This window comes from Pseudomonas sp. PA-7-1E (genome assembly GCF_021605325.1).
GTDB lineage: Bacteria > Pseudomonadota > Gammaproteobacteria > Pseudomonadales > Pseudomonadaceae > Aquipseudomonas > Aquipseudomonas fluorescens_BV.
This window is the reverse complement of sequence record NZ_WKFA01000049.1, coordinates 1-19,126: the sequence shown is the minus strand read 5'-3', so window position 1 is coordinate 19,126 and position 19,126 is coordinate 1. Positions and strand designations below refer to the sequence as shown.

General features: G+C 59.0%; 20 protein-coding genes. 9 read left to right on the top strand and 11 right to left on the bottom strand.

Annotated features, from left to right (window positions below; all coding sequences use genetic code 11):
- Positions 1–64: 64 nt before the first annotated feature.
- Positions 65–1,546, top strand: coding sequence for an anthranilate synthase component I (trpE, locus tag GIW79_RS23205; protein WP_034128814.1), 1,482 nt, complete (start codon positions 65–67; stop codon positions 1,544–1,546).
- Positions 1,547–1,668: 122 nt separating this feature from the next.
- On the opposite strand, the gene estP is transcribed toward trpE, so the two are convergent.
- Positions 1,669–3,591: an esterase EstP gene (estP, locus tag GIW79_RS23200; protein WP_236452364.1), complete on the bottom strand. Its 1,923-nt coding sequence runs from the start codon at positions 3,589–3,591 to the stop codon at positions 1,669–1,671.
- 411 nt (positions 3,592–4,002) lie between these two features.
- Between estP and GIW79_RS23195 the strand changes: the two genes are divergently transcribed.
- The 4 genes from GIW79_RS23195 to GIW79_RS23180 all read left to right on the top strand — a co-directional run bounded on the left by GIW79_RS23195 (position 4,003) and on the right by GIW79_RS23180 (position 7,327).
- Positions 4,003–4,596 (top strand): aminodeoxychorismate/anthranilate synthase component II, encoded by a 594-nt coding sequence (locus GIW79_RS23195; protein ID WP_032895052.1) that lies wholly within the window; start codon positions 4,003–4,005, stop codon positions 4,594–4,596.
- A 9-nt stretch (positions 4,597–4,605) separates the two neighbouring features.
- Positions 4,606–5,655 (top strand): anthranilate phosphoribosyltransferase, encoded by a 1,050-nt coding sequence (trpD, locus tag GIW79_RS23190; protein WP_003194694.1) that lies wholly within the window; start codon positions 4,606–4,608, stop codon positions 5,653–5,655.
- Positions 5,652–6,488 carry an indole-3-glycerol phosphate synthase TrpC gene (gene trpC, locus GIW79_RS23185; protein ID WP_057978475.1) on the top strand — a complete coding sequence of 279 codons (837 nt, stop codon included), beginning with the start codon at positions 5,652–5,654 and terminating at the stop codon, positions 6,486–6,488. Before trpD ends, trpC begins: the two co-directional genes overlap by 4 nt.
- A 143-nt stretch (positions 6,489–6,631) precedes the next feature.
- The gene (locus GIW79_RS23180) at positions 6,632–7,327 is read left to right on the top strand and encodes a lipoate--protein ligase family protein (protein ID WP_034128810.1); all 696 of its coding nucleotides are present in this window, start codon (positions 6,632–6,634) and stop codon (positions 7,325–7,327) included.
- On the opposite strand, the gene crp is transcribed toward GIW79_RS23180, so the two are convergent.
- Complete coding sequence (gene crp / locus GIW79_RS23175) at positions 7,324–7,968, bottom strand: cAMP-activated global transcriptional regulator CRP (RefSeq protein ID WP_054920677.1); 645 nt, start codon at positions 7,966–7,968, stop codon at positions 7,324–7,326. The two genes, GIW79_RS23180 and crp, sit on opposite strands and share 4 nt — an antisense overlap.
- 247 nt (positions 7,969–8,215) lie before the next feature.
- On the opposite strand from crp, the gene GIW79_RS23170 reads away from it, so the two are divergent.
- Positions 8,216–8,638, top strand: a complete 423-nt coding sequence (locus tag GIW79_RS23170) for an OsmC family protein (RefSeq protein ID WP_003194686.1) — start codon at positions 8,216–8,218, stop codon at positions 8,636–8,638.
- A gap of 47 nt (positions 8,639–8,685) precedes the next feature.
- On the opposite strand, the gene coq7 is transcribed toward GIW79_RS23170, so the two are convergent.
- The 6 genes from coq7 to hemJ form a co-directional block, all read right to left on the bottom strand.
- Positions 8,686–9,333: a 2-polyprenyl-3-methyl-6-methoxy-1,4-benzoquinone monooxygenase gene (gene coq7, locus GIW79_RS23165; RefSeq protein ID WP_054920673.1), complete on the bottom strand. Its 648-nt coding sequence runs from the start codon at positions 9,331–9,333 to the stop codon at positions 8,686–8,688.
- Positions 9,334–9,418: 85 nt separating this feature from the next.
- Entirely contained in the window at positions 9,419–9,757 is a 339-nt protein-coding gene (locus GIW79_RS23160; protein ID WP_003194682.1) for a histidine triad nucleotide-binding protein, read from the bottom strand.
- Between the two features lie 45 nt (positions 9,758–9,802).
- Complete coding sequence (locus GIW79_RS23155; RefSeq protein ID WP_003194680.1) at positions 9,803–10,591, bottom strand: SDR family NAD(P)-dependent oxidoreductase; 789 nt, start codon at positions 10,589–10,591, stop codon at positions 9,803–9,805.
- A gap of 61 nt (positions 10,592–10,652) precedes the next feature.
- Positions 10,653–11,609: a DUF805 domain-containing protein gene (locus tag GIW79_RS23150; RefSeq protein WP_054896807.1), complete on the bottom strand. Its 957-nt coding sequence runs from the start codon at positions 11,607–11,609 to the stop codon at positions 10,653–10,655.
- A gap of 68 nt (positions 11,610–11,677) precedes the next feature.
- On the bottom strand, positions 11,678–12,640 hold the full coding sequence (locus tag GIW79_RS23145; protein ID WP_054920666.1) for an NAD(P)H-dependent flavin oxidoreductase: 963 nt from the start codon (positions 12,638–12,640) through the stop codon (positions 11,678–11,680).
- A gap of 24 nt (positions 12,641–12,664) precedes the next feature.
- The gene (gene hemJ, locus GIW79_RS23140) at positions 12,665–13,093 is read right to left on the bottom strand and encodes a protoporphyrinogen oxidase HemJ (protein WP_003194674.1); all 429 of its coding nucleotides are present in this window, start codon (positions 13,091–13,093) and stop codon (positions 12,665–12,667) included.
- A 134-nt stretch (positions 13,094–13,227) separates the two neighbouring features.
- On the opposite strand from hemJ, the gene argC reads away from it, so the two are divergent.
- Complete coding sequence (gene argC / locus GIW79_RS23135; RefSeq protein WP_096144476.1) at positions 13,228–14,262, top strand: N-acetyl-gamma-glutamyl-phosphate reductase; 1,035 nt, start codon at positions 13,228–13,230, stop codon at positions 14,260–14,262.
- Positions 14,263–14,427: 165 nt separating this feature from the next.
- The gene (gene erpA / locus GIW79_RS23130) at positions 14,428–14,778 is read left to right on the top strand and encodes an iron-sulfur cluster insertion protein ErpA (RefSeq protein WP_003176443.1); all 351 of its coding nucleotides are present in this window, start codon (positions 14,428–14,430) and stop codon (positions 14,776–14,778) included.
- A 64-nt stretch (positions 14,779–14,842) separates the two neighbouring features.
- Here erpA and GIW79_RS23125 read toward each other — a convergent pair whose 3' ends face one another.
- Together GIW79_RS23125 and GIW79_RS23120 are read right to left on the bottom strand one after the other, a co-directional pair.
- On the bottom strand, positions 14,843–15,934 hold the full coding sequence (locus tag GIW79_RS23125) for an anhydro-N-acetylmuramic acid kinase (protein WP_072445539.1): 1,092 nt from the start codon (positions 15,932–15,934) through the stop codon (positions 14,843–14,845).
- A gap of 3 nt (positions 15,935–15,937) precedes the next feature.
- On the bottom strand, positions 15,938–17,350 hold the full coding sequence (locus GIW79_RS23120; protein ID WP_236452355.1) for a peptidoglycan DD-metalloendopeptidase family protein: 1,413 nt from the start codon (positions 17,348–17,350) through the stop codon (positions 15,938–15,940).
- Positions 17,351–17,559: 209 nt separating this feature from the next.
- Between GIW79_RS23120 and tyrS the strand changes: the two genes are divergently transcribed.
- The gene (gene tyrS / locus GIW79_RS23115) at positions 17,560–18,765 is read left to right on the top strand and encodes a tyrosine--tRNA ligase (protein ID WP_054896812.1); all 1,206 of its coding nucleotides are present in this window, start codon (positions 17,560–17,562) and stop codon (positions 18,763–18,765) included.
- 30 nt (positions 18,766–18,795) lie between these two features.
- On the opposite strand, the gene GIW79_RS23110 is transcribed toward tyrS, so the two are convergent.
- Positions 18,796–19,126, bottom strand: a 331-nt coding sequence (locus tag GIW79_RS23110; protein ID WP_236477418.1) for a hypothetical protein, incomplete at its 5' end; no start/stop codon positions are given.

Genomic DNA, 19,126 nt, shown 5'->3' with positions numbered 1-19,126 from the left:
CCTGGCCGCGTTTGCGGCACGTTTGCCTACCTGACTGTTTGACCCTCACACCACGAGGCACCTCATGACCCGCGAAGAATTCCTGCGTTTGGCCGCTGCCGGCTATAACCGTATCCCCATGGCTTGCGAAACCCTGGCCGACTTCGATACGCCGCTGTCGATCTACTTGAAGCTGGCCGACGAGCCCAACTCCTACCTGCTCGAGTCGGTACAGGGCGGTGAGAAGTGGGGTCGTTACTCGATCATTGGCCTGCCATGCCGCACGGTGCTGCGGGTACACGACCATCATGTGAGCATCACCCATGATGGCGTGGAGATCGAAAGCCATGACGTAGAAGACCCGCTGGCTTTTGTCGAAACCTTCAAGGCGCGCTACAACGTGCCGACCATCGCTGGCCTGCCGCGCTTCAATGGCGGCCTGGTGGGGTACTTCGGCTATGACTGCGTGCGCTATGTGGAGAAGCGCTTGGGCAAATGCCCGAACCCGGACCCGCTGGGCGTGCCGGACATTTTGCTGATGGTGTCCGACGCGGTGGTGGTGTTCGACAACCTCGCCGGCAAGATGCATGCGATTGTCCTTGCCGACCCTGCCCAGGCTGATGCCTTCGAGCAAGGCCAGGCCAACCTGGAAGCGCTGCTTGAGAAACTCCGCCAGCCGATCACCCCGCGTCGCGGCCTGGACCTCAGCCGCCCACCCGCGGCCGACCCGGTGTTCCGCTCAAGCTTTACCCAGGATGACTACGAGCGTGCCGTCGATACCATCAAGGAATACATCCTCGCCGGTGACTGCATGCAAGTGGTGCCATCGCAACGCATGTCCATCGACTTCAAGGCGGCGCCGATTGACCTGTACCGCGCACTGCGTTGCTTCAACCCGACGCCGTATATGTACTTCTTCAATTTTGGCGATTTCCACGTCGTCGGCAGTTCGCCGGAAGTGCTGGTGCGGGTTGAAGACAACCTGATCACCGTGCGCCCGATTGCCGGCACGCGCCCCCGTGGCGCGACCGAAGAAGCCGACGTGGCGCTGGAAGAAGACCTGCTCAGCGACGACAAGGAAATCGCCGAACACCTGATGCTGATCGACCTGGGGCGCAACGACACCGGGCGTGTCTCGGAAATCGGCTCGGTGAAACTGACCGAGAAGATGGTCATTGAGCGGTATTCCAATGTGATGCATATCGTGTCCAACGTCACCGGCGAGCTGAAGGCCGGGCTGACGGCGATGGACGCACTGCGGGCGATTTTGCCGGCGGGCACATTGTCGGGGGCGCCGAAGATCCGTGCGATGGAAATCATCGACGAACTGGAGCCGGTCAAGCGTGGTGTCTACGGCGGCGCCGTCGGGTATTTTGCCTGGAACGGCAATATGGACACCGCCATTGCGATCCGCACGGCCGTGATCAAGGATGGCGAACTGCATGTGCAGGCTGGTGGTGGGATTGTGGCGGACTCGGTGCCGGCCCTTGAGTGGGAAGAAACCCTGAACAAGCGCCGAGCGATGTTCCGTGCCGTGGCATTGGCAGAGCAAACGCCACAAGACTGAAGCTGGAATAAAAAATGTGGGAGCGGGCTTGCCCGCGATGGCGGTGTGTCACTTGAGATATTCAGTGACTGATCCACCGCCATCGCAGGCAAGCCAGCTCCCACATTTGTTTTGCGCAGTATTTAGAAATCCAGACTGACCCCGACATTGATGCTTTGCTGGGTCAAATTGTCATCCTTCCTCAGGTTATACGCCGCGCGCAGTGCCAGGTCCTGAGTCAGCTTGTGGCTGACACCCAGGCTCAAGCGGTCAGAGTTACTGCGAGGCGTATAGCCGTCCAGCTTGAAGTCGATTCCCTGGACGCTGTTGAGCGAAATGTTCACCTTCTGGGTGTCATTTTCAAACTCATGCTCGTGTGCAACTTCGCCAAAAACCTGGGTTTGCGGCGCGATGCGGTAGCTGCCTTGCAGGCCGACGCCCAGGCGCTTGGAGTCGCGTTGTTGATCATCAAAGGTCAGGGCGGTGGAGCGGCTGTTTTTCTCCGAGTAACCATTGACTTCAACCCGCGCGTAATCGGCGCTGATGAACGGCGACAGGTGCCAGTCGCCGCCCGGTGTGGCGATGTCATACCCCACGCGGCCGCTCAGTGCCCAGAGCCAGCCATCGGTATCACCTTTCTCCGAGCCTTCACTGACACCCAGGGCGAACTTGCGCTTGAGGCTGTCGAAGTCCAGCTTGCCGCCGGTCAATGCGGCATCGGCCCACCAGTGATTTTGCTGATACTGAGCGAAAGCCGTGCCCATATAGCTGTTGAGCTTGTAGTCCGAATCATTGGCACCGGCTTCGAGGGTCTGCCGATACAGGCCAGCGGCAACGCCCACGCGCCAGTTTTCATCGAGCCGGTAGCTGCCACCGATATTCAGGTTGTAGCCGCTGCCGTCGCCACTGGCCGAGCTGCTCTGATCATCGAAATCCAGGCGTTGGCCGTCGCCGGCCACTATGGCGCGCCATTGGCCGACGGCTTGCCAACTGCCGTTGTCTGCTTGCCATTGGTTACGCAACTCGTCCTGGTGGGCGCGCAATGTGCCTTGGGCCATTTCCGGCAGCAAGGTCAGTTCCCACGGCGCGGCGAGTAGCGAATAGGCGTAGTCGGCAATCAAGCGTTGCCCGGCCACAGTAGGGTGGACCGAGTCGTTGTAGATCAGCTTGGTCGGGTCCGGATTGGTACCGCCGATGCCGTAGGTTGGGTTGGCGGTGCAACTGTTGCCGCTGAAGCAGGTGCCGGTCAGGTTCTGGCCGGTGGCGAGGCCGAAGCGGGCCGGATCGGCGAAAGCCTCGTTCAACAACAGCGGGATGTTCAGCGGGATAACCTGCGCATCCACTTGTGACAGGCGCTGTACCAGGGACTGGTTGAAAATATTGCTCAGGGCCGAGGTCGCTGCTTGCTGTGGGGTGCCGTTGATGGCCGGCGTCAGCCCCAGGTCGGGTAGCATCCAGACCATGATGTAGCGTGCGCCGGCCTGTTGCAGAGCCTGGGCGCTGTCCGCCAGACGCCCACCTGCGGCGACCGCTTGAGCGGGGCTGAGTACCCGGCCTTGGAGGAAGTCGTTGCCCCCACCGGAAAGGAAGTAGAGCGCGTTCGGGTCAGCTCTCCCACCATTGGCCGGCAAATAGCCCTGCCGGCTGCGCAACACGGTGCCACCACCGGCATTGCCGGGGGGAATCGCAGCATCGGAGACTGAGGTAATAGAGTCGAGGATATTGTCGGTACGGTAACCACCCACTGCCCAGTTGTTCCCGTCTGGCAAACCTTGGGCTGCGCGAACGGGTGAGGTGGAGGCATTCAGGTCATTGGGGGCTACCCCCAATTTGGCACCCAATAGGGTTGAGGAGACCGGGCCGTACTCACCCTGGAAGTTCGCCCCGGTTCGATTGGTAAAGCGCAACGTGGCACCGGCCGAACCGTCGGGAAACTGGCCTGCATCAGCCAGGCTGTCGCCGAAAACCACCATAGTTGAATAAGGTGACGGGGCTGCGAACGCCTGGGCGCAGGCCAATGACAGGAGGCAGCCGGCAAGGGGCGTGAAAAACGCTGGTCTGAGCATGCAAGATTCCATTCGGTTGTTTTTATGTTGGAAGTGAAACACTAGCAAAATTTCTAGCATTTTCTGTAGGGATATGTGGAATCTGCCTACGTTGGCCCCCGTATTTGCGGCTCCATATTGCACCGCTGGCGAGCCTACGTTACTGTGCCTGAACGTATGAATGAGACCCTCCCCGTGTTGATCATCAGCAAACTCTTGATGCGAGTAGTCAAGGCACACGCCCGTTGGCGTTGGCGCGCCTGACATTTTTCTCTGCCGGCCTGGCCGGACCTGTACCGATTTGCCTTCTTCACCCGTTGCCTGACGCCCCTTGCCAACTCACCCTGGCAACCGGAACGTGCGTCTGGCAGCGGGTCACACTCTTGGAAGGCGGTCATTTGAAATCAGTGAATTCAAGAGGTTTGAACCCACATGTTGCTGATGATTGATAACTACGACTCCTTTACCTACAACGTTGTGCAGTACCTGGGCGAGCTGGGTGCCGAGGTCAAGGTGGTGCGCAACGATGAACTCACTGTTGCCGAAATCGCCGCGTTGAACCCCGAGCGCATCGTCGTCTCACCTGGCCCGTGCACGCCGACCGAAGCGGGCATCTCTCTGGAAGCTATCCAGTATTTCGCCGGCAAGCTGCCGATCCTGGGCGTCTGCCTGGGCCACCAGTCCATCGGCCAGGCGTTTGGCGGTGATGTGGTGCGCGCGCGGGAGGTCATGCACGGCAAGACCAGCCCGGTGTTCCATCGTGACCTGGGTGTGTTCCACGGCCTGAACCTGCCGGTGACCGTGACCCGTTACCACTCACTGGTGGTCAAGCGTGAAACCTTGCCCGAATGCCTGGAATTGACCGCCTGGACCCAATTGGAAGACGGCTCGGTCGACGAGATCATGGGCTTGCGTCACAAGACGCTGAACATCGAAGGGGTGCAATTTCACCCTGAATCAATCCTGACCGAGCAGGGCTACGAGCTGTTCGCCAACTTTCTCAAGCAGAGCGGCGGCACGCGCTAAGGACTTTTCATGGATATCAAGACTGCCCTGAGCCGTATCGTCGGCCATCTGGACCTTAGCACCGCGGAAATGAGCGATGTGATGCGCGAGATCATGACCGGCCAATGCACCGATGCCCAGATCGGCGCCTTTATGATGGCGATGCGCATGAAGAGCGAAAGCATCGACGAAATAGTCGGTGCGGTGTCGGTGATGCGTGAGCTGGCGGACAAGGTCGAGCTCAAGACTCTCGACGGCGTCGTCGATGTGGTGGGCACCGGCGGTGACGGTGCGAATATTTTCAACGTGTCGACCGCCTCATCTTTTGTGGTGGCCGCCGCTGGTTGCACCGTCGCCAAGCACGGTAACCGTGCAGTGTCTGGCAAGAGCGGCAGTGCCGACTTGCTGGAAGCGGCCGGTATTTACCTGAACCTCACGCCGGTGCAAGTAGCGCGCTGCATTGACAGCGTTGGTATCGGCTTCATGTTTGCCCAGTCCCATCATGGCGCAATGAAACACGCTGCCGGCCCGCGTAAGGACCTTGGCTTGCGTACCCTGTTCAACATGCTCGGCCCGCTTACGAATCCGGCCGGTGTGAAGCACCAGGTGGTAGGCGTGTTCAGCCAGGCGCTGTGCCGGCCGCTGGCCGAAGTCTTGCAACGCCTGGGCAGCAAGCATGTGCTGGTGGTGCATTCCAAGGATGGCCTCGACGAGTTCAGCCTGGCGGCGCCGACCTTCGTGGCGGAGCTGAAGAACGACGAGGTCACCGAATATTGGGTCGAGCCCGAAGACCTTGGTATGAAAAGCCAGAGCTTGCACGGCCTGGCGGTGGAAAGCCCGGCAGCTTCGTTGGAATTGATTCGTGATGCCCTGGGGCGTCGCAAGACCGAAAACGGTCAGAAAGCTGCGGAAATGATTGTGCTCAACGCTGGCGCAGCCCTTTACGCCGCCGACCATGCCTATAGTCTCAAGGAAGGTGTCGCCTTGGCCCACGATGCGCTGCACACCGGCCTGGCTCGTGAGAAGCTCGAAGAGCTGGGAGCATTCACCGCCGTATTCAAGATGGAGAATGAAGGATGAGTGTGCCAACCGTTCTGGAAAAGATCCTGGCCCGCAAGGCTGAAGAAGTGGCTGAGCGCCGCGCCCGTGTGAGCCTGGCCGAGTTGGAAGCGCGGGCGAAAACCGCCGATGCGCCACGCGGCTTTGCCAATGCCTTGATCGCCCAGGCCAAGCTCAAGCAGCCGGCCGTGATCGCCGAGGTCAAGAAAGCCTCGCCGAGCAAAGGCGTGATTCGCGAACACTTCGTACCCGCTGAGATCGCCGTCAGTTACGAGAAGGGTGGGGCAACCTGCTTGTCTGTGCTGACGGATATTGACTACTTCCAGGGTTCCGACCCGTTCCTGCAACAGGCGCGCGCTGCGTGCAAGCTGCCGGTGATCCGCAAGGACTTCATGGTCGACCCGTACCAAATCGTCGAAGCTCGTGCCTTGGGTGCCGACTGCGTTTTGCTGATTGTCTCGGCATTGGATGACGTGAAGATGGCGGAGCTGGCGGCCGTGGCCAAAAGCGTCGGCCTGGACGTGCTGGTCGAAGTGCATGACGGTGACGAGCTGGAGCGCGCATTGAAGACCCTCGATACTCCGCTGGTGGGCGTCAACAACCGTAACCTGCATACCTTCGACGTCAGCCTGGAAACTACCCTCGACCTGCTGCCGCGTATTCCGCGCGATCGCTTGGTGATTACCGAGAGTGGCATCGTCAATCGCGCCGATGTGGAATTGATGGAAATCAGTGGTGTGTACTCGTTCCTGGTGGGCGAGACCTTTATGCGCGCCGAGAACCCGGGGGCGGAATTGCAGCGTTTGTTCTTCCCGGAGCGCGGTACGACGATCAGCGGTTCGACACTAGACTGATTTGAAATACGTTCGGAACTGTAGGCGCTGGCTTGCCTGCGATAGCAGCGAGTCAGCCAACCTCTGTGTAGCTGACACACCGCTATCGCAGGCAAGCCAGCGCCCACATTGGTTTTGTGTTTATTCAGGTAGGTAGGTGTTCGATGCTCCAGCCCGTGATCATGACTGTCGAAGCAGGCCTTGCCGCCGAGCAAGACCTATTGGCAGCGGTTTGCGCGGGTGAGCAGGTATTCGGATTGCTGTTCTGGCAGCCCAGTGACCAAGCGCTGGTCATGCCGCGCCGTTTGAGCCGGCTGCCGGCATTCGCGGCGGCGAGCCAGGTCTCGGCCGATGCGGGTTGGCCGGTATTGCTGCGTGAAACCGGCGGTGAGCCGGTGCCGCAGTCCGGTGCCACGGTCAACATCGCCCTGGTCTATGCCCCGCCCCGTAGCGAAGGCGACCAGGGGCGCATCGAAACCGGCTATCAGCGCTTGTGCCAACCGATCTGTGATCTGTTGATCGAGTTGGGTGGCGATGCGTCCGTCGGCGAAATTGACGGTGCGTTTTGCGACGGTCGTTACAACGTCAACCTCAATGGCCGCAAAATGGTGGGCACTGCCCAGCGTTGGCGGCAAAGCGGTGGCCGCCCGGTCGGGTTGGTGCACGGGGCGATGTTGCTGGAGAATGATCGTGAGGAATTGATTGCGGCGGTCAACCGCTTCAATCAAGCCTGCGGCTTGGAGCAGCGGGTTCGCGCCGATAGCCATATCGCACTGCACGAAGCGTTTCCCGCGCCGGACGCGATCCGTCGGCTCGACACGTTGTATCGGCAGATGCTGGCTGGCTTCCTGCCGCTCTAGCGAGTACCGAACACCACCATCGTCTTGCCTTTGACGTGCACCAGGTTGCGTTCTTCCAAATCCTTGAGCACGCGGCCGACCATTTCCCGCGAACACCCGACAATACGTCCGATCTCCTGGCGCGTGACTTTGATCTGCATGCCGTCGGGATGGGTCATGGCATCGGGTTGCTTGCATAGCTCCAGCAGGCAGCGAGCGACGCGGCCGGTGACATCAAAGAACGCCAGGTCGCCGACTTTGCGGGTGGTGTCGCGCAGGCGCTGGGCGATCTGACCGCTCAGGGCGTACAAGATGTCCGGATCATGCTGGGCCAATTCGCGAAATTTCGCATAGCTGATTTCGGCCACTTCGCACTCAACTTTGGCCCGTACCCAAGCACTACGTTCCTGCTCTTTGCCTGCTTGTTCAAACAAACCCAACTCACCGAAGAAGTCTCCGGCGTTGAGGTAGGCAATGATCATCTCACGGCCATCCTCATCCTCGATCAGGATGGTGACCGAGCCTTTGATGATGAAGAACAGTGTTTCCGAACGCTCGCCGGCGCAGATGATGTTGTGCTTGGCCGGATGACGCCGGCGCTGGCAGTGCAGCAGCAGCTTGTCGAGGTTCTTGATCTTGGATGTGGGAGTAAGAGCAACCATGGTTGTATCCCGAAAAAGACTGCGCGGTGTCGTTGGCGTTGTTTTTATCCAGCGGCATCTCATTGATACACGCCGTACAAGACATGGCAATGCGCCATTCATTTGGCGCCAGCTTACCAGACACCTTCTGTCGCGATTAGCCAATTTAGCGGGCAAACGCTGTCATTTATCGATTTTATGCAGGGCGCTGCTGTTTCAAGGCCCTGTGCTAAGCTGGCGACCCTTTTTTAGCAGTGGAGTCTGGGCGATGAAGGCACGCATCCAATGGGCGGGCGAAGCCATGTTCCTCGGTGAGTCGGGCAGCGGCCACGTGGTGGTTATGGATGGCCCGCCGGAAGCCGGCGGTCGGAACCTGGGTGTACGCCCCATGGAAATGTTGCTGCTGGGTGTGGGCGGTTGCAGCAATTTCGACGTGGTCAGCATCTTGAAGAAGTCCCGGCAAGCCGTGGAAAGCTGCGAAGCCTTCCTGGAAGCCGAGCGCGCCACTGAAGACCCCAAGGTTTTTACCAAGATCCATATGCATTTCGTGGTCAAGGGCCGGGCGCTGAAAGAAGCCCAGGTCAAGCGGGCCATCGAGCTGTCGGCCGAGAAGTACTGCTCAGCATCGATCATGCTGGGGGCCGCGGGCGTGGTCATTACCCACGACTACGAAATCATCGAGTTGGGTTGATTGCAGCAGGCAAAAGAAAGGGCGCTTCGGGCGCCCTTTTTTTCGGTTCAGATTCGATAGGTGCTTTTGGTCATGACCTTGGCCAGCAGGCTCATGCCGAACCGTACCGGGGCTGGAAAGCGGAAGCCGCCCGCGTCCAGCGCGCTCTCTGCGTGGTGTTCTTCATCGATGCGCATCTGCTCAAGAATGGCCCGTGACTTTTCGTCTTCGGCCGGCAGTTGCTCCAGGTGTTCGTCCAGGTGCTTGCACACCTGATGTTCTGTCGCGGCCACAAACCCCAGGCTGACTTTGTCGCTGATCAGCCCGGCAGCCGCGCCGATACCAAACGACAAGCCATAAAAAAGTGGGTTGAGCACGCTGGGATGGCTGCCCAACTGGCGGATGCGTTGTTCGCACCAGGCCAGATGGTCGATCTCTTCCTCGGCCGCATGCTCCATCGCCGTGCGTACCTGTGGCAACTTGGCGGTCAGCGCCTGGCCCTGGTACAACGCCTGGGCACAGACTTCACCGGTATGGTTAATGCGCATCAGGCCAGCGACGTGACGGGTATCGGTGTCGCTCAGCTGTACATCCGGCTGCACGATGGCGGGCGAGGGACGGTAGGGCTGGCCGCTGAACGGCAGCAGGGTGCGCATGGCCGTGTCGGCTTGCAGCAACAGACGGTCAATCGGCGAGTAGTGACGTTGGGTAGTCATGCTGACCTCCGGGAAGAATCTCGGCGGCCAGTTTACCGCAAGAGAGCGTCCAGCGTTTGTGCTGAGTCAATTTGCCCTTGTGCACTCAGCCCGGTGGCCAGTTCATCTGGCGCTGACCCAGCACGTGCATATGGATGTGGTAAACGGTTTGCCCGCCGTCTTCATTGCAATTCATCACCACACGAAAGCCTTTTTCGCAGCCTTGTTCCACGGCCAGGCGTTGGGCGGTGAACAGGATATGGCCGGCCAGCGCCTTGTCGTCCTCGGTCAGGTCGTTGAGGGTACGAATGGGCTTTTTCGGGATAACCAGGAAATGCACTGGCGCCTGCGGGGCGATATCGTGAAAAGCCAGGACTTGGTCATCTTCATAGATGATCTTCGCCGGTATTTCCCTGTTGATGATCTTGGTGAACAGAGTATCCACAGCTGTATCTCCATCGTGAAAGGTGAGGTGAGTGTACGTAGGCCATCAGCGTGGGCAATAGGCCTTGTTGATGGCGCCGGCAATTTTGCGGGTGAGCCAGCGGGGGCTCAGGCGTGGGCTGAACGTCAGCCAACGATTGCGGCGCCCGGGAATGATGATGGCCTTGTTCTTTTCCAGCGCCCGCACGGTGTACAGCGCGACTTCTTCCGGGCTCATCAGTTGCTGGCTGCGGTCGAGTTTCGCCGTATCCATCTGCGCGGTGCCGAAGAATGCGGTGCGCGTGGGGCCGGGGCACAGCACTGAAACCTTGATGCCGCAGGTCTTCAATTCTTCACGCAGCCCTTCGGAGAAGTGCAATACGTAGGCTTTGCTGGCGTAGTAGCTACTCATCCACGGCCCAGGCTGGAAGGCGGCGACCGAAGCCACATTGAGGATTTGCCCGCCGCCATGCAGGGCCATCGCATTGCCCAGTGCGTGGCACATGCGGGTCAAGGCCAGGATGTTGACCTCGATGAGGTCCTGCTCGGTCATCCAGTCCTGGGCCAGGAACGGCCCGCTGGTGCCGATGCCGGCGCAGTTGACCAGCAGGTCGATCTGTCGCTCACCCTCTTCGAGCTCCAGCAAAAAGCCGGACAAACGCAGCGGCTCGCCCAAATCACAGGCACGAAACAGCACCTCGACGCCGAAGCGTTGGGTCAACTCCAATGCAATGCTTTCCAACTGATCACGCTGGCGGGCCACCAGAATCAAGCTACGGCCGCGCCGTGCCAAGGCCTCGGCCAATGCCAGGCCGATGCCACTGGAGGCGCCGGTGATCAGAGCGTAACGGGTCATGCCTTTCTCCATCGCAACGCCACCGGCCTATGACAGTGCGTCACAGGCGGCGGGCGTTTCTTCACTGTTCTGGAGAGTCTACAGGTTCGGCTGCATCGTCAGCACTTTGCGCTTCGGCTTCGTCAACGATAGCGCTTTGATCGGCGTCTGCGTCGGAGGTAATGGAGCTGCTTTCGTAGCTGCTGTCCATGTTGGCTTCAAGCTGGTCCAGGTAGCCATTCATGCCCAGGGTGACGACGATGATGAGCATCAAGGGAATGAACGCCAGCCACAGCGAGGCCAGGATTTTCACCGCAGTGGAGTTGCGTGGTGGTGGCGCGCCGTACTGGTTGGCGCCCGTATTGCCTGGCAATACCAGCAACAACAGTGGGAATACGCTGTTTACCAGCGGAACCAGGTTGAGCAGGTACAGCCAGCCAGACCAGCCCAGGTCATGCAGGCGCTGCACGCCGATTTGCACGCTCACCACTACCAATGCCACAAACAGCGCGAAACCCAGCAGCGAGCCAATAATGATGGCGATGGTTGGCGAGGCTGTCGCCACCGCGAAGCCCACCGTACTGATGATGCCCGCTGCCACCAGCATCGCGACGGTCAGTGCCAGCGTCCAAGCCAGGTAGCGCAGGCGCCCGATGCGCCCGTGGATGGTGAACACCTTTAGGGTGGCGAACTCCGGCAGGTCGTCGCCAACTGCGGCGCGTGGCGGTGCATAAGGTGACGCAGCGGCGCGGTCAGAGGTTGACGAGTCCGTCTCGTGGGTTTCTGCAAGGTTGAACGCCACGGGTTGTTCGGCCTCGATGCGAGCGTCGATCCCGGCATTGTGCAGTGCCGTCAGGTAAGTTTGCGCGTCGGGCTGGGACAGGTCGCGCTTGAGCGCGACGGGGCGGCCGGTGAAGAGTTTTTCGATTGCTTCGACATCGCTTTTGAATAACTCGGCGAGGTTCAGCTTGGCGGTGGTGCTTTCGACACCTGGGCGCAAGGCTCCGTCAAACACAATCTTGAAACGGCTGTCGCTCATGCGGGCATCCTTGTCACTTAATCAGGGAGAGTATGCAGGCCTGTCCAGTTGGCAGGCCCTGCAGTGGGTCAGCGTGGCCAGCGCAGTTGCGCGGCGTGCTCGCGTGCTTTGCGGTATTCGGCATCCAGGCGCGCTATGAGCTCATCCACAGTGGGTACATCATTGATCTCACCGACGCCTTGGCCAGCAGACCATACAGTTTTCCACGCTTTGGCCTCATCGCTCAATGGCTTGAGCTTGGAACCGAAATTGACTTCACCCTTGCCTTGAAGCGCAGCAAGGTCAAAACCGGCATTTTCCAGGCTCTGGCGCATAAAGCTTGCAGGTACGCCGGAGACTGCAGGAGTGTGCACGATGTCGGCAGCGCGGGATGTGAGCAGCATCTCCTTATAGGCATCCGGTGCCTGACTTTCGGTGGTGCCGATAAAGCGCGTACCGAAATATGCCAGGTCTGCCCCCAGCATCTGGGCGGCAAGAATTTCGTGCCCATGGTTAAGGCAGCCCGCCAGCAGCAGGGTTTTGTCGAAGAACTGGCGAATTTCGGCAATCAGCGAAAAGGGGCTCCAGGTGCCTGCGTGGCCACCCGCGCCAGCGGCTACGGCAATCAGGCCGTCTACGCCGGCTTCAGCGGCTTTTTCCGCATGGCGTCGGGTAGTAACGTCATGAAATACCAGGCCGCCGTAGCTGTGAACCGCGTCCACCAGTTCCTTTACCGCACCGAGGCTGGTGATGACGATGGGCACCTTGTGCTCGACGCAGATCGCCAGGTCAGCCTCCAGCCGCGGGTTGCTGTTGTGCACGATCAGGTTCACGGCATAGGGCGCAGGATTGTCCAGCAGCGCCAAGCCCGCTTCGATTTCTTCCAGCCAGGCCTTGAAGCCGCTGCTTTCGCGTTGGTTGAGCGCCGGGAAACTCCCCACTACCCCGTTGCGACAGCAGGCCAGGACCAGTTGCGGATTGGAGATCAGAAACATCGGCGCGGCCACCACGGGCAGGCGCAGACGTTGTTCCAGCAGAGCGGGCAGCGACATTGGAGGTTCCCCGAGTAATTGACGTTAGAACGGTTTGACCACGACCAAAATTACGATAGCCAGCAATATCAGAACCGGGACCTCATTGAACCAGCGATAAAAGACATGGCTGCGGGTGTTTTCGCCACGGGCGAAGCGTTTTACCTGTGCGCCGCACATGTGGTGATAGCCGATCAGCAGGACGACCAGGGTCAGCTTGGCGTGGATCCAGGCCCCCGACTGGAAAATGCCTGGGTTGAGGGCCAGCATCCAGATGCCGAAGACCAGTGTGGCAACCATCGCCGGGCCCATGATGCCACGGTACAACTTGCGCTCCATGATGCTGAAGCGCTCCTTGCTGACGGTGTCTTCGCTTTGGGCGTGGTAGACGAACAGGCGCGGCAGGTAGAACAGCCCGGCAAACCAGCAAACGATGCTGACGATATGGAAGGCTTTGACCCATAGATAGAGCATTTTAGTTATTCCCAGGTTCACGGTAGCGAAGATAGTAGTGGCTCATGCGCCCGTACGTCACGTTGACGGTTGTCGCAGGACGATACGGCCCCTATTATCGACGGCTTTCCAGTGGGTTCGTTGAGGGCAGGTTTATGGTCAAGGTCGGTATCGTCGGCGGCACGGGTTACACCGGTGTCGAATTGCTGCGTCTGTTGGCTCAGCATCCGCAGGCTGAGGTGGTGGTCATCACTTCCCGATCCGAAGCCGGGCTGGCCGTGGCCGATATGTACCCGAACCTGCGAGGCCACTATGACGGCCTGGCGTTCAGTGTGCCGGACACCAAGACCCTGGCTGCCTGCGACGTGGTGTTCTTCGCCACGCCTCACGGTGTGGCTCATGCGTTGGCCGGCGAGCTGCTGGCGGCCGGCACCAAGGTTATCGACTTGTCGGCAGACTTCCGTCTGCAAGACGCCGATGAGTGGGCCAAATGGTACGGTCAGCCCCATGGTGCGCCGCAGCTGTTGGAAGAGGCGGTTTACGGCCTGCCGGAAGTCAATCGTGAGCAGATCAAGCAAGCGCGCCTGATTGCCGTGCCGGGTTGCTATCCGACGGCGACGCAATTGGGCTTTCTGCCATTGCTGGAGGCTGGCTTGGCGGATGCGTCGCGCCTGATCGCGGACTGCAAGTCGGGCGTCAGTGGTGCGGGCCGTGGTGCGGCGGTAGGTTCGCTTTACTCCGAAACGTCGGAAAGCATGAAAGCCTATGCGGTAAAAGGTCATAGGCACTTGCCGGAAATCCGCCAGGGTTTGCGTCGCGCTGCCGGCCAGGATGTGGGACTGACCTTCGTGCCGCACCTGACACCGATGATCCGCGGGATTCACTCCACGCTGTATGCGACCGTCACCGATCGCTCGGTAGACCTGCAGTCGCTGTTTGAAAAGCGTTATGCCAATGAGCCGTTCGTCGATGTGATGCCGGCCGGTAGCCATCCGGAAACGCGTAGCGTGCGTGGTGCCAATGTGTGCCGTATTGCGGTGCATCGTCCGCAGGATGGCGACCTGGTGGTGGTGTTGTCGGTGATCGATAACCTGGTCAAGGGCGCTTCGGGCCAGGCGGTGCAGAACATGAACATCCTGTTCGGCCTGGACGAGAAGTTGGGCCTGTCCCACGCGGGGATGTTGCCTTAGCGCGGGCTTACCGTTGCGCAAAAGGCCCGTTGATCGGGCCTTTTGCATTTTTAATGGTCGCTGGGCGGATTGATATACCGTAACAATAGTTGACCGCTTTTCTAGGAGAAGCGGATAATACCGGCCATTACGCATATGGCGGCGCTACGCCGGGAGATTATCAGCATGAGCGTTGAATCCTTCACCCCCACGGCTTTGCAATTCACCCACGGTGCTGCGCACAAGGTGAAGAGCCTGGTCGATGAAGAGGGTAATGATCGCTTGAAGCTGCGCGTATTCGTTACGGGCGGCGGTTGTTCAGGGTTTCAGTACGGTTTTACCTTCGATGAAGATGTGGCCGATGACGACACTATCGTTGAGCGCGAGGGTGTGAGCCTGGTCGTGGATCCGATGAGCTTCCAATACCTGGCAGGTGCCGAGGTGGATTATCAGGAAGGTCTGGAAGGCTCGCGTTTCGTGATCAAGAACCCTAATGCCACCACGACATGTGGTTGCGGGTCTTCGTTCTCGATCTGATCGGTAGCAGGTACAAAAACGCCGCTTGGCTTTTACGGGCCAAGCGGCGTTTTGCTGTCTGGGGTCAGGCGGGGTAGATCGCGCCAAGCACTCGAAGCCCACGTGCGCCAGTGACGCTGGGGCGATTGGCGGCGATGCCTTCCAGGCAGCAATGTGCCAGCCAGGCGAAGGCCATTGCTTCTACCCAGTCAGGATCTACGCCGTAGGCCGCTGTAGTGCTGACATGAGTGGAAGGCAGCAACGTTGTCAGCCGGCTCATCAGTGCCCCGTTATGGGCGCCGCCCCCGCAGATCAGCAAGGTTGTTGTGTCAGTCTGGGCGCTTTGCAGGGACTCGACGATGGTCAGGGCGGTCAGCTCCAGCAGGGTGGCCTGTACGTCTTGGGGTTCAAAGGCGGGCAAACGGCCAAGGTGCTGCTGCAGCCAGGCCAGGTTGAACACTTCGCGGCCCGTACTTTTTGGGCCTTTGGTCATGAAGAACGGATCGCTGAGCAACGTATTGAGCAGTTGGGGTTGGACCTTGCCGCTGGCCGCCCATTGCCCGTTCCGATCAAAGTGTTCGCCGCGCTGCAGGTTAATCCAGGCATCGAGGAGGACGTTCCCCGGGCCGCAGTCGAAACCGGCGACAGGCTCGCCCGTCTCGATCAGGCTGAGGTTGCTGAACCCGCCGACATTCAATACCGCGCGTTTGCCCGTCTGCTCGCCGAACAAGGCTTCATGAAAGGCTGGAACCAATGGAGCGCCTTGGCCGCCGGCAGCGACATCGCGGCTGCGGAAGTCGCTGACGACGGTGATGTCTGTCAGCTCGGTGAGAAGGGCAGGGTTGCCGATCTGAACGGTAAAGCCTCGGGCGGGTTCATGGCGAATCGTCTGACCATGGCTACCAATCGCCCGAATGTCCTGAGGCTTGAGGTTCTGTTGATCCAGCAAGGCGTGGATGCCTTGCACAGCGAGCGTTACCCATTGTTGCTGTGCAATTGCCGAGCGGGCGATTTCATCCGGGCCACTGGCGCATAGGCTCAGCAGTTCTGTGCGCAAGGCGTCAGGCATCGGGATGTAATGGGTGGCGATCAGATTGACCGCCGCGCCTTGTTCGATAAGGGCGATATCCAGGCCGTCGAGGCTGGTCCCGGACATCACACCGATATAGAGCGGCATACCTTAACGCTTCGCCGAAGCCAGCATGGTGGAGCGCTCTTGATCCATGCGTGCCATCAGCGGCTGGCTCTGCTGCATGAAGCGCGCGCGTTCGGCCTTGGCAATCGGGTCAGCCATCGGCAGCTTCTGGCCCAATGGGTCGACGTGTACGCCGTTGACCTGGAACTCGTAGTGCAAGTGCGGGCCGGTGGAGAGGCCGGTAGTGCCGATGTAGCCGATCACTTGCCCCTGTTTCACGTTGCCGCCAGTCTTGACGCCCTTGGCAAAGCCTTGCATGTGGCCGTACAGCGTGCGGTAAGTGTTGCCGTGCTGGATGATCACCGTATTGCCGTAGCCACCCCGGCGCCCTGCCAACAAGACCTTGCCGTCGCCCGCCGCTTTGATTGGCGTGCCACGCGGCGCGGCATAGTCGACGCCCTTGTGTGCGCGAATTTTGTTCAGAATTGGATGCTTGCGGCCCATGGAGAAACGCGAGCTAATACGAGCAAAGTCAACGGGGGTACGGATGAAAGCCTTGCGCATGCTGTTGCCATCAGCTGTGTAGTAGCTGCTGTTGCCTTGTTTGTTGGTGTAGCGCACGGCGGTGTAGGTTTTGCCACGGTTGGTGAAGCGTGCAGACAGGATGTTACCAGTGCCCACGACTTTTCCGTTGGCTACTTTCTGCTCGTAGATCACGTCGAACTCATCGCCTTGACGGATGTCCTGGGCGAAGTCGATGTCGTAGCCAAAAACGCTGGCCATGTCCATGGTCATGCTGTGCGACAGGCCCGCACGCGCGGCCGATTGCGACAGGGAGCTGTTGATCACGCCATGTACGTAGGCGGAACGCATGACGGGTTTGGTAGTGATTCGGTTGAATGCGAAGCCTTTGGCGCCTTTGCTCAGGCTGATGCTTTCCAAGTCGCTGATACTGGTGTGCAGGTTGTTCAGCTGGCCGTCTGGCGTCAGCTCAAACTCGAGCTTTTGGCCACGTTTGAGCTGAGTGAATTGCCTGGCTTGCTTATCGCTGGCGAGCACTTCATTTACAGCGGCGGCAGGCAATCCAACCTTTTCGAACAGGGTAGATAGTGTGTCGCCTTTGCCCACGATGACTTCGCGGTGCTGGGGATTCTTGGCTGCGGCTGCCGCAGGTGCTTCCTGGGTGGCTTGTTGAGTGTCTTCTGGAGCGCTTTCGATCTGTGCGAAAGGTGATTCGGCCGGAGCATTTGTGGCTTGTTGAGCGTCGGAAGCGTCTTGATCTTGTGTCAGTTGTTCAACTGGGCTTTCCAGATCGAGGCTCAGGGATGTTCGTTTGGCTTCAACGTCACTGGAAGGGAATACCAGCAGTGCCAGGCTGAGAAGGGCGGCGATACCACTTGCGGCGAGCAGGTGGGTCTTCGGGTAAAGCGGCGGCGCTTTAGACGGTTCAGTGGTCATAAGTAATTTTGACTTTGAAGATGAAATGGAAAAGATGAATGACATGATGAAGATGAAATAACTGTATAAAATATAACCAAATCATCTGTGGCGCAAGCTCGCGAACGCTGGGCTTGCTGAACGGTGTCCGTGCGCAGGGCAAAACTTGTAATTAGTCCCTGATCTTGTATGGTTGGTTCCCTTTTGAATCTGAGCCTTGCGGGTCTGTTATGAAGTCGGTTGAAGAGCAGCTAGCGCTGATAAAACGTGGTGCGGAAGAACTGTTGGTCGAGGCCGAGCTGATCGAAAAGCTCAAGCGTGGCCAACCCCTGCGTATCAAGGCTGGCTTTGATCCGACTGCGCCGGATCTGCACCTGGGTCATACCGTGCTTATTAATAAGCTGCGTCAGTTTCAGGAGTTGGGCCATCAGGTCATCTTCCTTATAGGTGACTTCACTGGGATGATCGGTGATCCAAGCGGCAAGAGCGCTACGCGCCCGCCGCTGACTCGTGAGCAGGTGCTCGATAATGCCGAGACCTACAAGACCCAGGTATTCAAGATCCTTGATCCAGCCAAGACTGAGGTGGCGTTCAACTCCACTTGGATGGACAAAATGGGGCCGGCAGATTTCATTCGTCTGACGTCCCAGTACACCGTGGCACGCATGCTCGAGCGCGATGACTTCGACAAGCGCTACTCGACCAATCAGCCAATCGCCATCCATGAGTTCCTTTACCCGCTGGTTCAAGGGTACGACTCGGTGGCGCTGCGCGCGGACGTTGAGTTGGGTGGCACCGATCAGAAGTTCAACCTGCTGATGGGGCGTGAATTGCAACGCGCCTATGGTCAGGAGGCTCAGTGCATTCTGACCATGCCGCTGTTGGAAGGCTTGGATGGCGTCAAGAAGATGTCCAAGTCTCTGGGGAACTATGTCGGTATCCAGGAAGCACCAGGTGTGATGTACGGCAAGTTGGTGTCTATTCCGGATGCGCTGATGTGGCGCTACTTCGAGCTGTTGAGCTTCCGCTCGATGGACGAGATCAATGCGCTGCGTGCGGATGTCGAGGCGGGCGCTAATCCTCGCGATGTGAAGATTAAGCTGGCTGAAGAAATCGTTGCGCGTTTCCATGGTGAGGAGGCTGCGGCCAGCGCTCACCGCGCGGCAGGTAATCGCATGAAAGACGGCGAGCTGCCTGACGATCTGCCGGAGATTGAATTGACTGCTGCCGAGGCGATGCCGATTGCGGCTGTGCTTAATAAGGCTGGCCTGGTGAAGAATTCGGCGGTCGCGCGTGATCTCTTGGGTTCGGGCGGTGTACGTATAGATGGTGAGGTGGTTGATCGCACCTTTATATACGAGCTGGGCGCGACTCACGTTTGCCAGGCGGGGAAGAAGGCATTTGCGCGTATTACGCTGAAATCCGAACAAGTCTGAAAATAGGTGTTGACGGCGAATTATATCTGTCTATAATTCGCCCCACTTCCGGCGCAGTCTAAACGGAAAACTCCTTGGTAAACAATGAGTTATGCAGTTTTCGGCAGCAAGTTGCTTCAGTTCATCGAAGCCAAAAGGAAGTTGAAAAAGAGGTGTTGACAGCAGCGTGTAACGCTGTAGAATTCGCCTCCCGCTTACGAGAGATCGCAAGCGCAAGTGGTTGAAGTTGTTGAAGAAATCTTCGAAAACTTCTGAAAATAACCACTTGACAGCAAATGAGGCTGCTGTAGAATGCGCGCCTCGGTTGAGACGAAAGATCTTAACCAACCGCTCTTTAACAACTGAATCAAGCAATTCGTGT

What these genes read in the sequence shown, in the direction of transcription:
- estP (WP_236452364.1), bottom strand. Translation starts at nt 3,591, where the DNA reads ATGCTCAGACCAGCGTTTTTCACGCCCCTTGCCGGCTGCCTCCTGTCA.
- crp (WP_054920677.1), bottom strand. Translation starts at nt 7,968, where the DNA reads ATGGTTGCTCTTACTCCCACATCCAAGATCAAGAACCTCGACAAGCTG.
- hemJ (WP_003194674.1), bottom strand. Translation starts at nt 13,093, where the DNA reads ATGCTCTATCTATGGGTCAAAGCCTTCCATATCGTCAGCATCGTTTGC.
- trpC (WP_057978475.1), top strand. Translation starts at nt 5,652, where the DNA reads ATGAGTGTGCCAACCGTTCTGGAAAAGATCCTGGCCCGCAAGGCTGAA.
- GIW79_RS23150 (WP_054896807.1), bottom strand. Translation starts at nt 11,609, where the DNA reads ATGAGCGACAGCCGTTTCAAGATTGTGTTTGACGGAGCCTTGCGCCCA.
- erpA (WP_003176443.1), top strand. Translation starts at nt 14,428, where the DNA reads ATGAGCGTTGAATCCTTCACCCCCACGGCTTTGCAATTCACCCACGGT.
- GIW79_RS23195 (WP_032895052.1), top strand. Translation starts at nt 4,003, where the DNA reads ATGTTGCTGATGATTGATAACTACGACTCCTTTACCTACAACGTTGTG.
- GIW79_RS23155 (WP_003194680.1), bottom strand. Translation starts at nt 10,591, where the DNA reads ATGACCCGTTACGCTCTGATCACCGGCGCCTCCAGTGGCATCGGCCTG.
- trpD (WP_003194694.1), top strand. Translation starts at nt 4,606, where the DNA reads ATGGATATCAAGACTGCCCTGAGCCGTATCGTCGGCCATCTGGACCTT.
- GIW79_RS23145 (WP_054920666.1), bottom strand. Translation starts at nt 12,640, where the DNA reads ATGTCGCTGCCCGCTCTGCTGGAACAACGTCTGCGCCTGCCCGTGGTG.
- argC (WP_096144476.1), top strand. Translation starts at nt 13,228, where the DNA reads ATGGTCAAGGTCGGTATCGTCGGCGGCACGGGTTACACCGGTGTCGAA.
- tyrS (WP_054896812.1), top strand. Translation starts at nt 17,560, where the DNA reads ATGAAGTCGGTTGAAGAGCAGCTAGCGCTGATAAAACGTGGTGCGGAA.
- trpE (WP_034128814.1), top strand. Translation starts at nt 65, where the DNA reads ATGACCCGCGAAGAATTCCTGCGTTTGGCCGCTGCCGGCTATAACCGT.
- GIW79_RS23170 (WP_003194686.1), top strand. Translation starts at nt 8,216, where the DNA reads ATGAAGGCACGCATCCAATGGGCGGGCGAAGCCATGTTCCTCGGTGAG.
- GIW79_RS23125 (WP_072445539.1), bottom strand. Translation starts at nt 15,934, where the DNA reads ATGCCGCTCTATATCGGTGTGATGTCCGGGACCAGCCTCGACGGCCTG.
- GIW79_RS23180 (WP_034128810.1), top strand. Translation starts at nt 6,632, where the DNA reads ATGCTCCAGCCCGTGATCATGACTGTCGAAGCAGGCCTTGCCGCCGAG.
- coq7 (WP_054920673.1), bottom strand. Translation starts at nt 9,333, where the DNA reads ATGACTACCCAACGTCACTACTCGCCGATTGACCGTCTGTTGCTGCAA.
- GIW79_RS23120 (WP_236452355.1), bottom strand. Translation starts at nt 17,350, where the DNA reads ATGACCACTGAACCGTCTAAAGCGCCGCCGCTTTACCCGAAGACCCAC.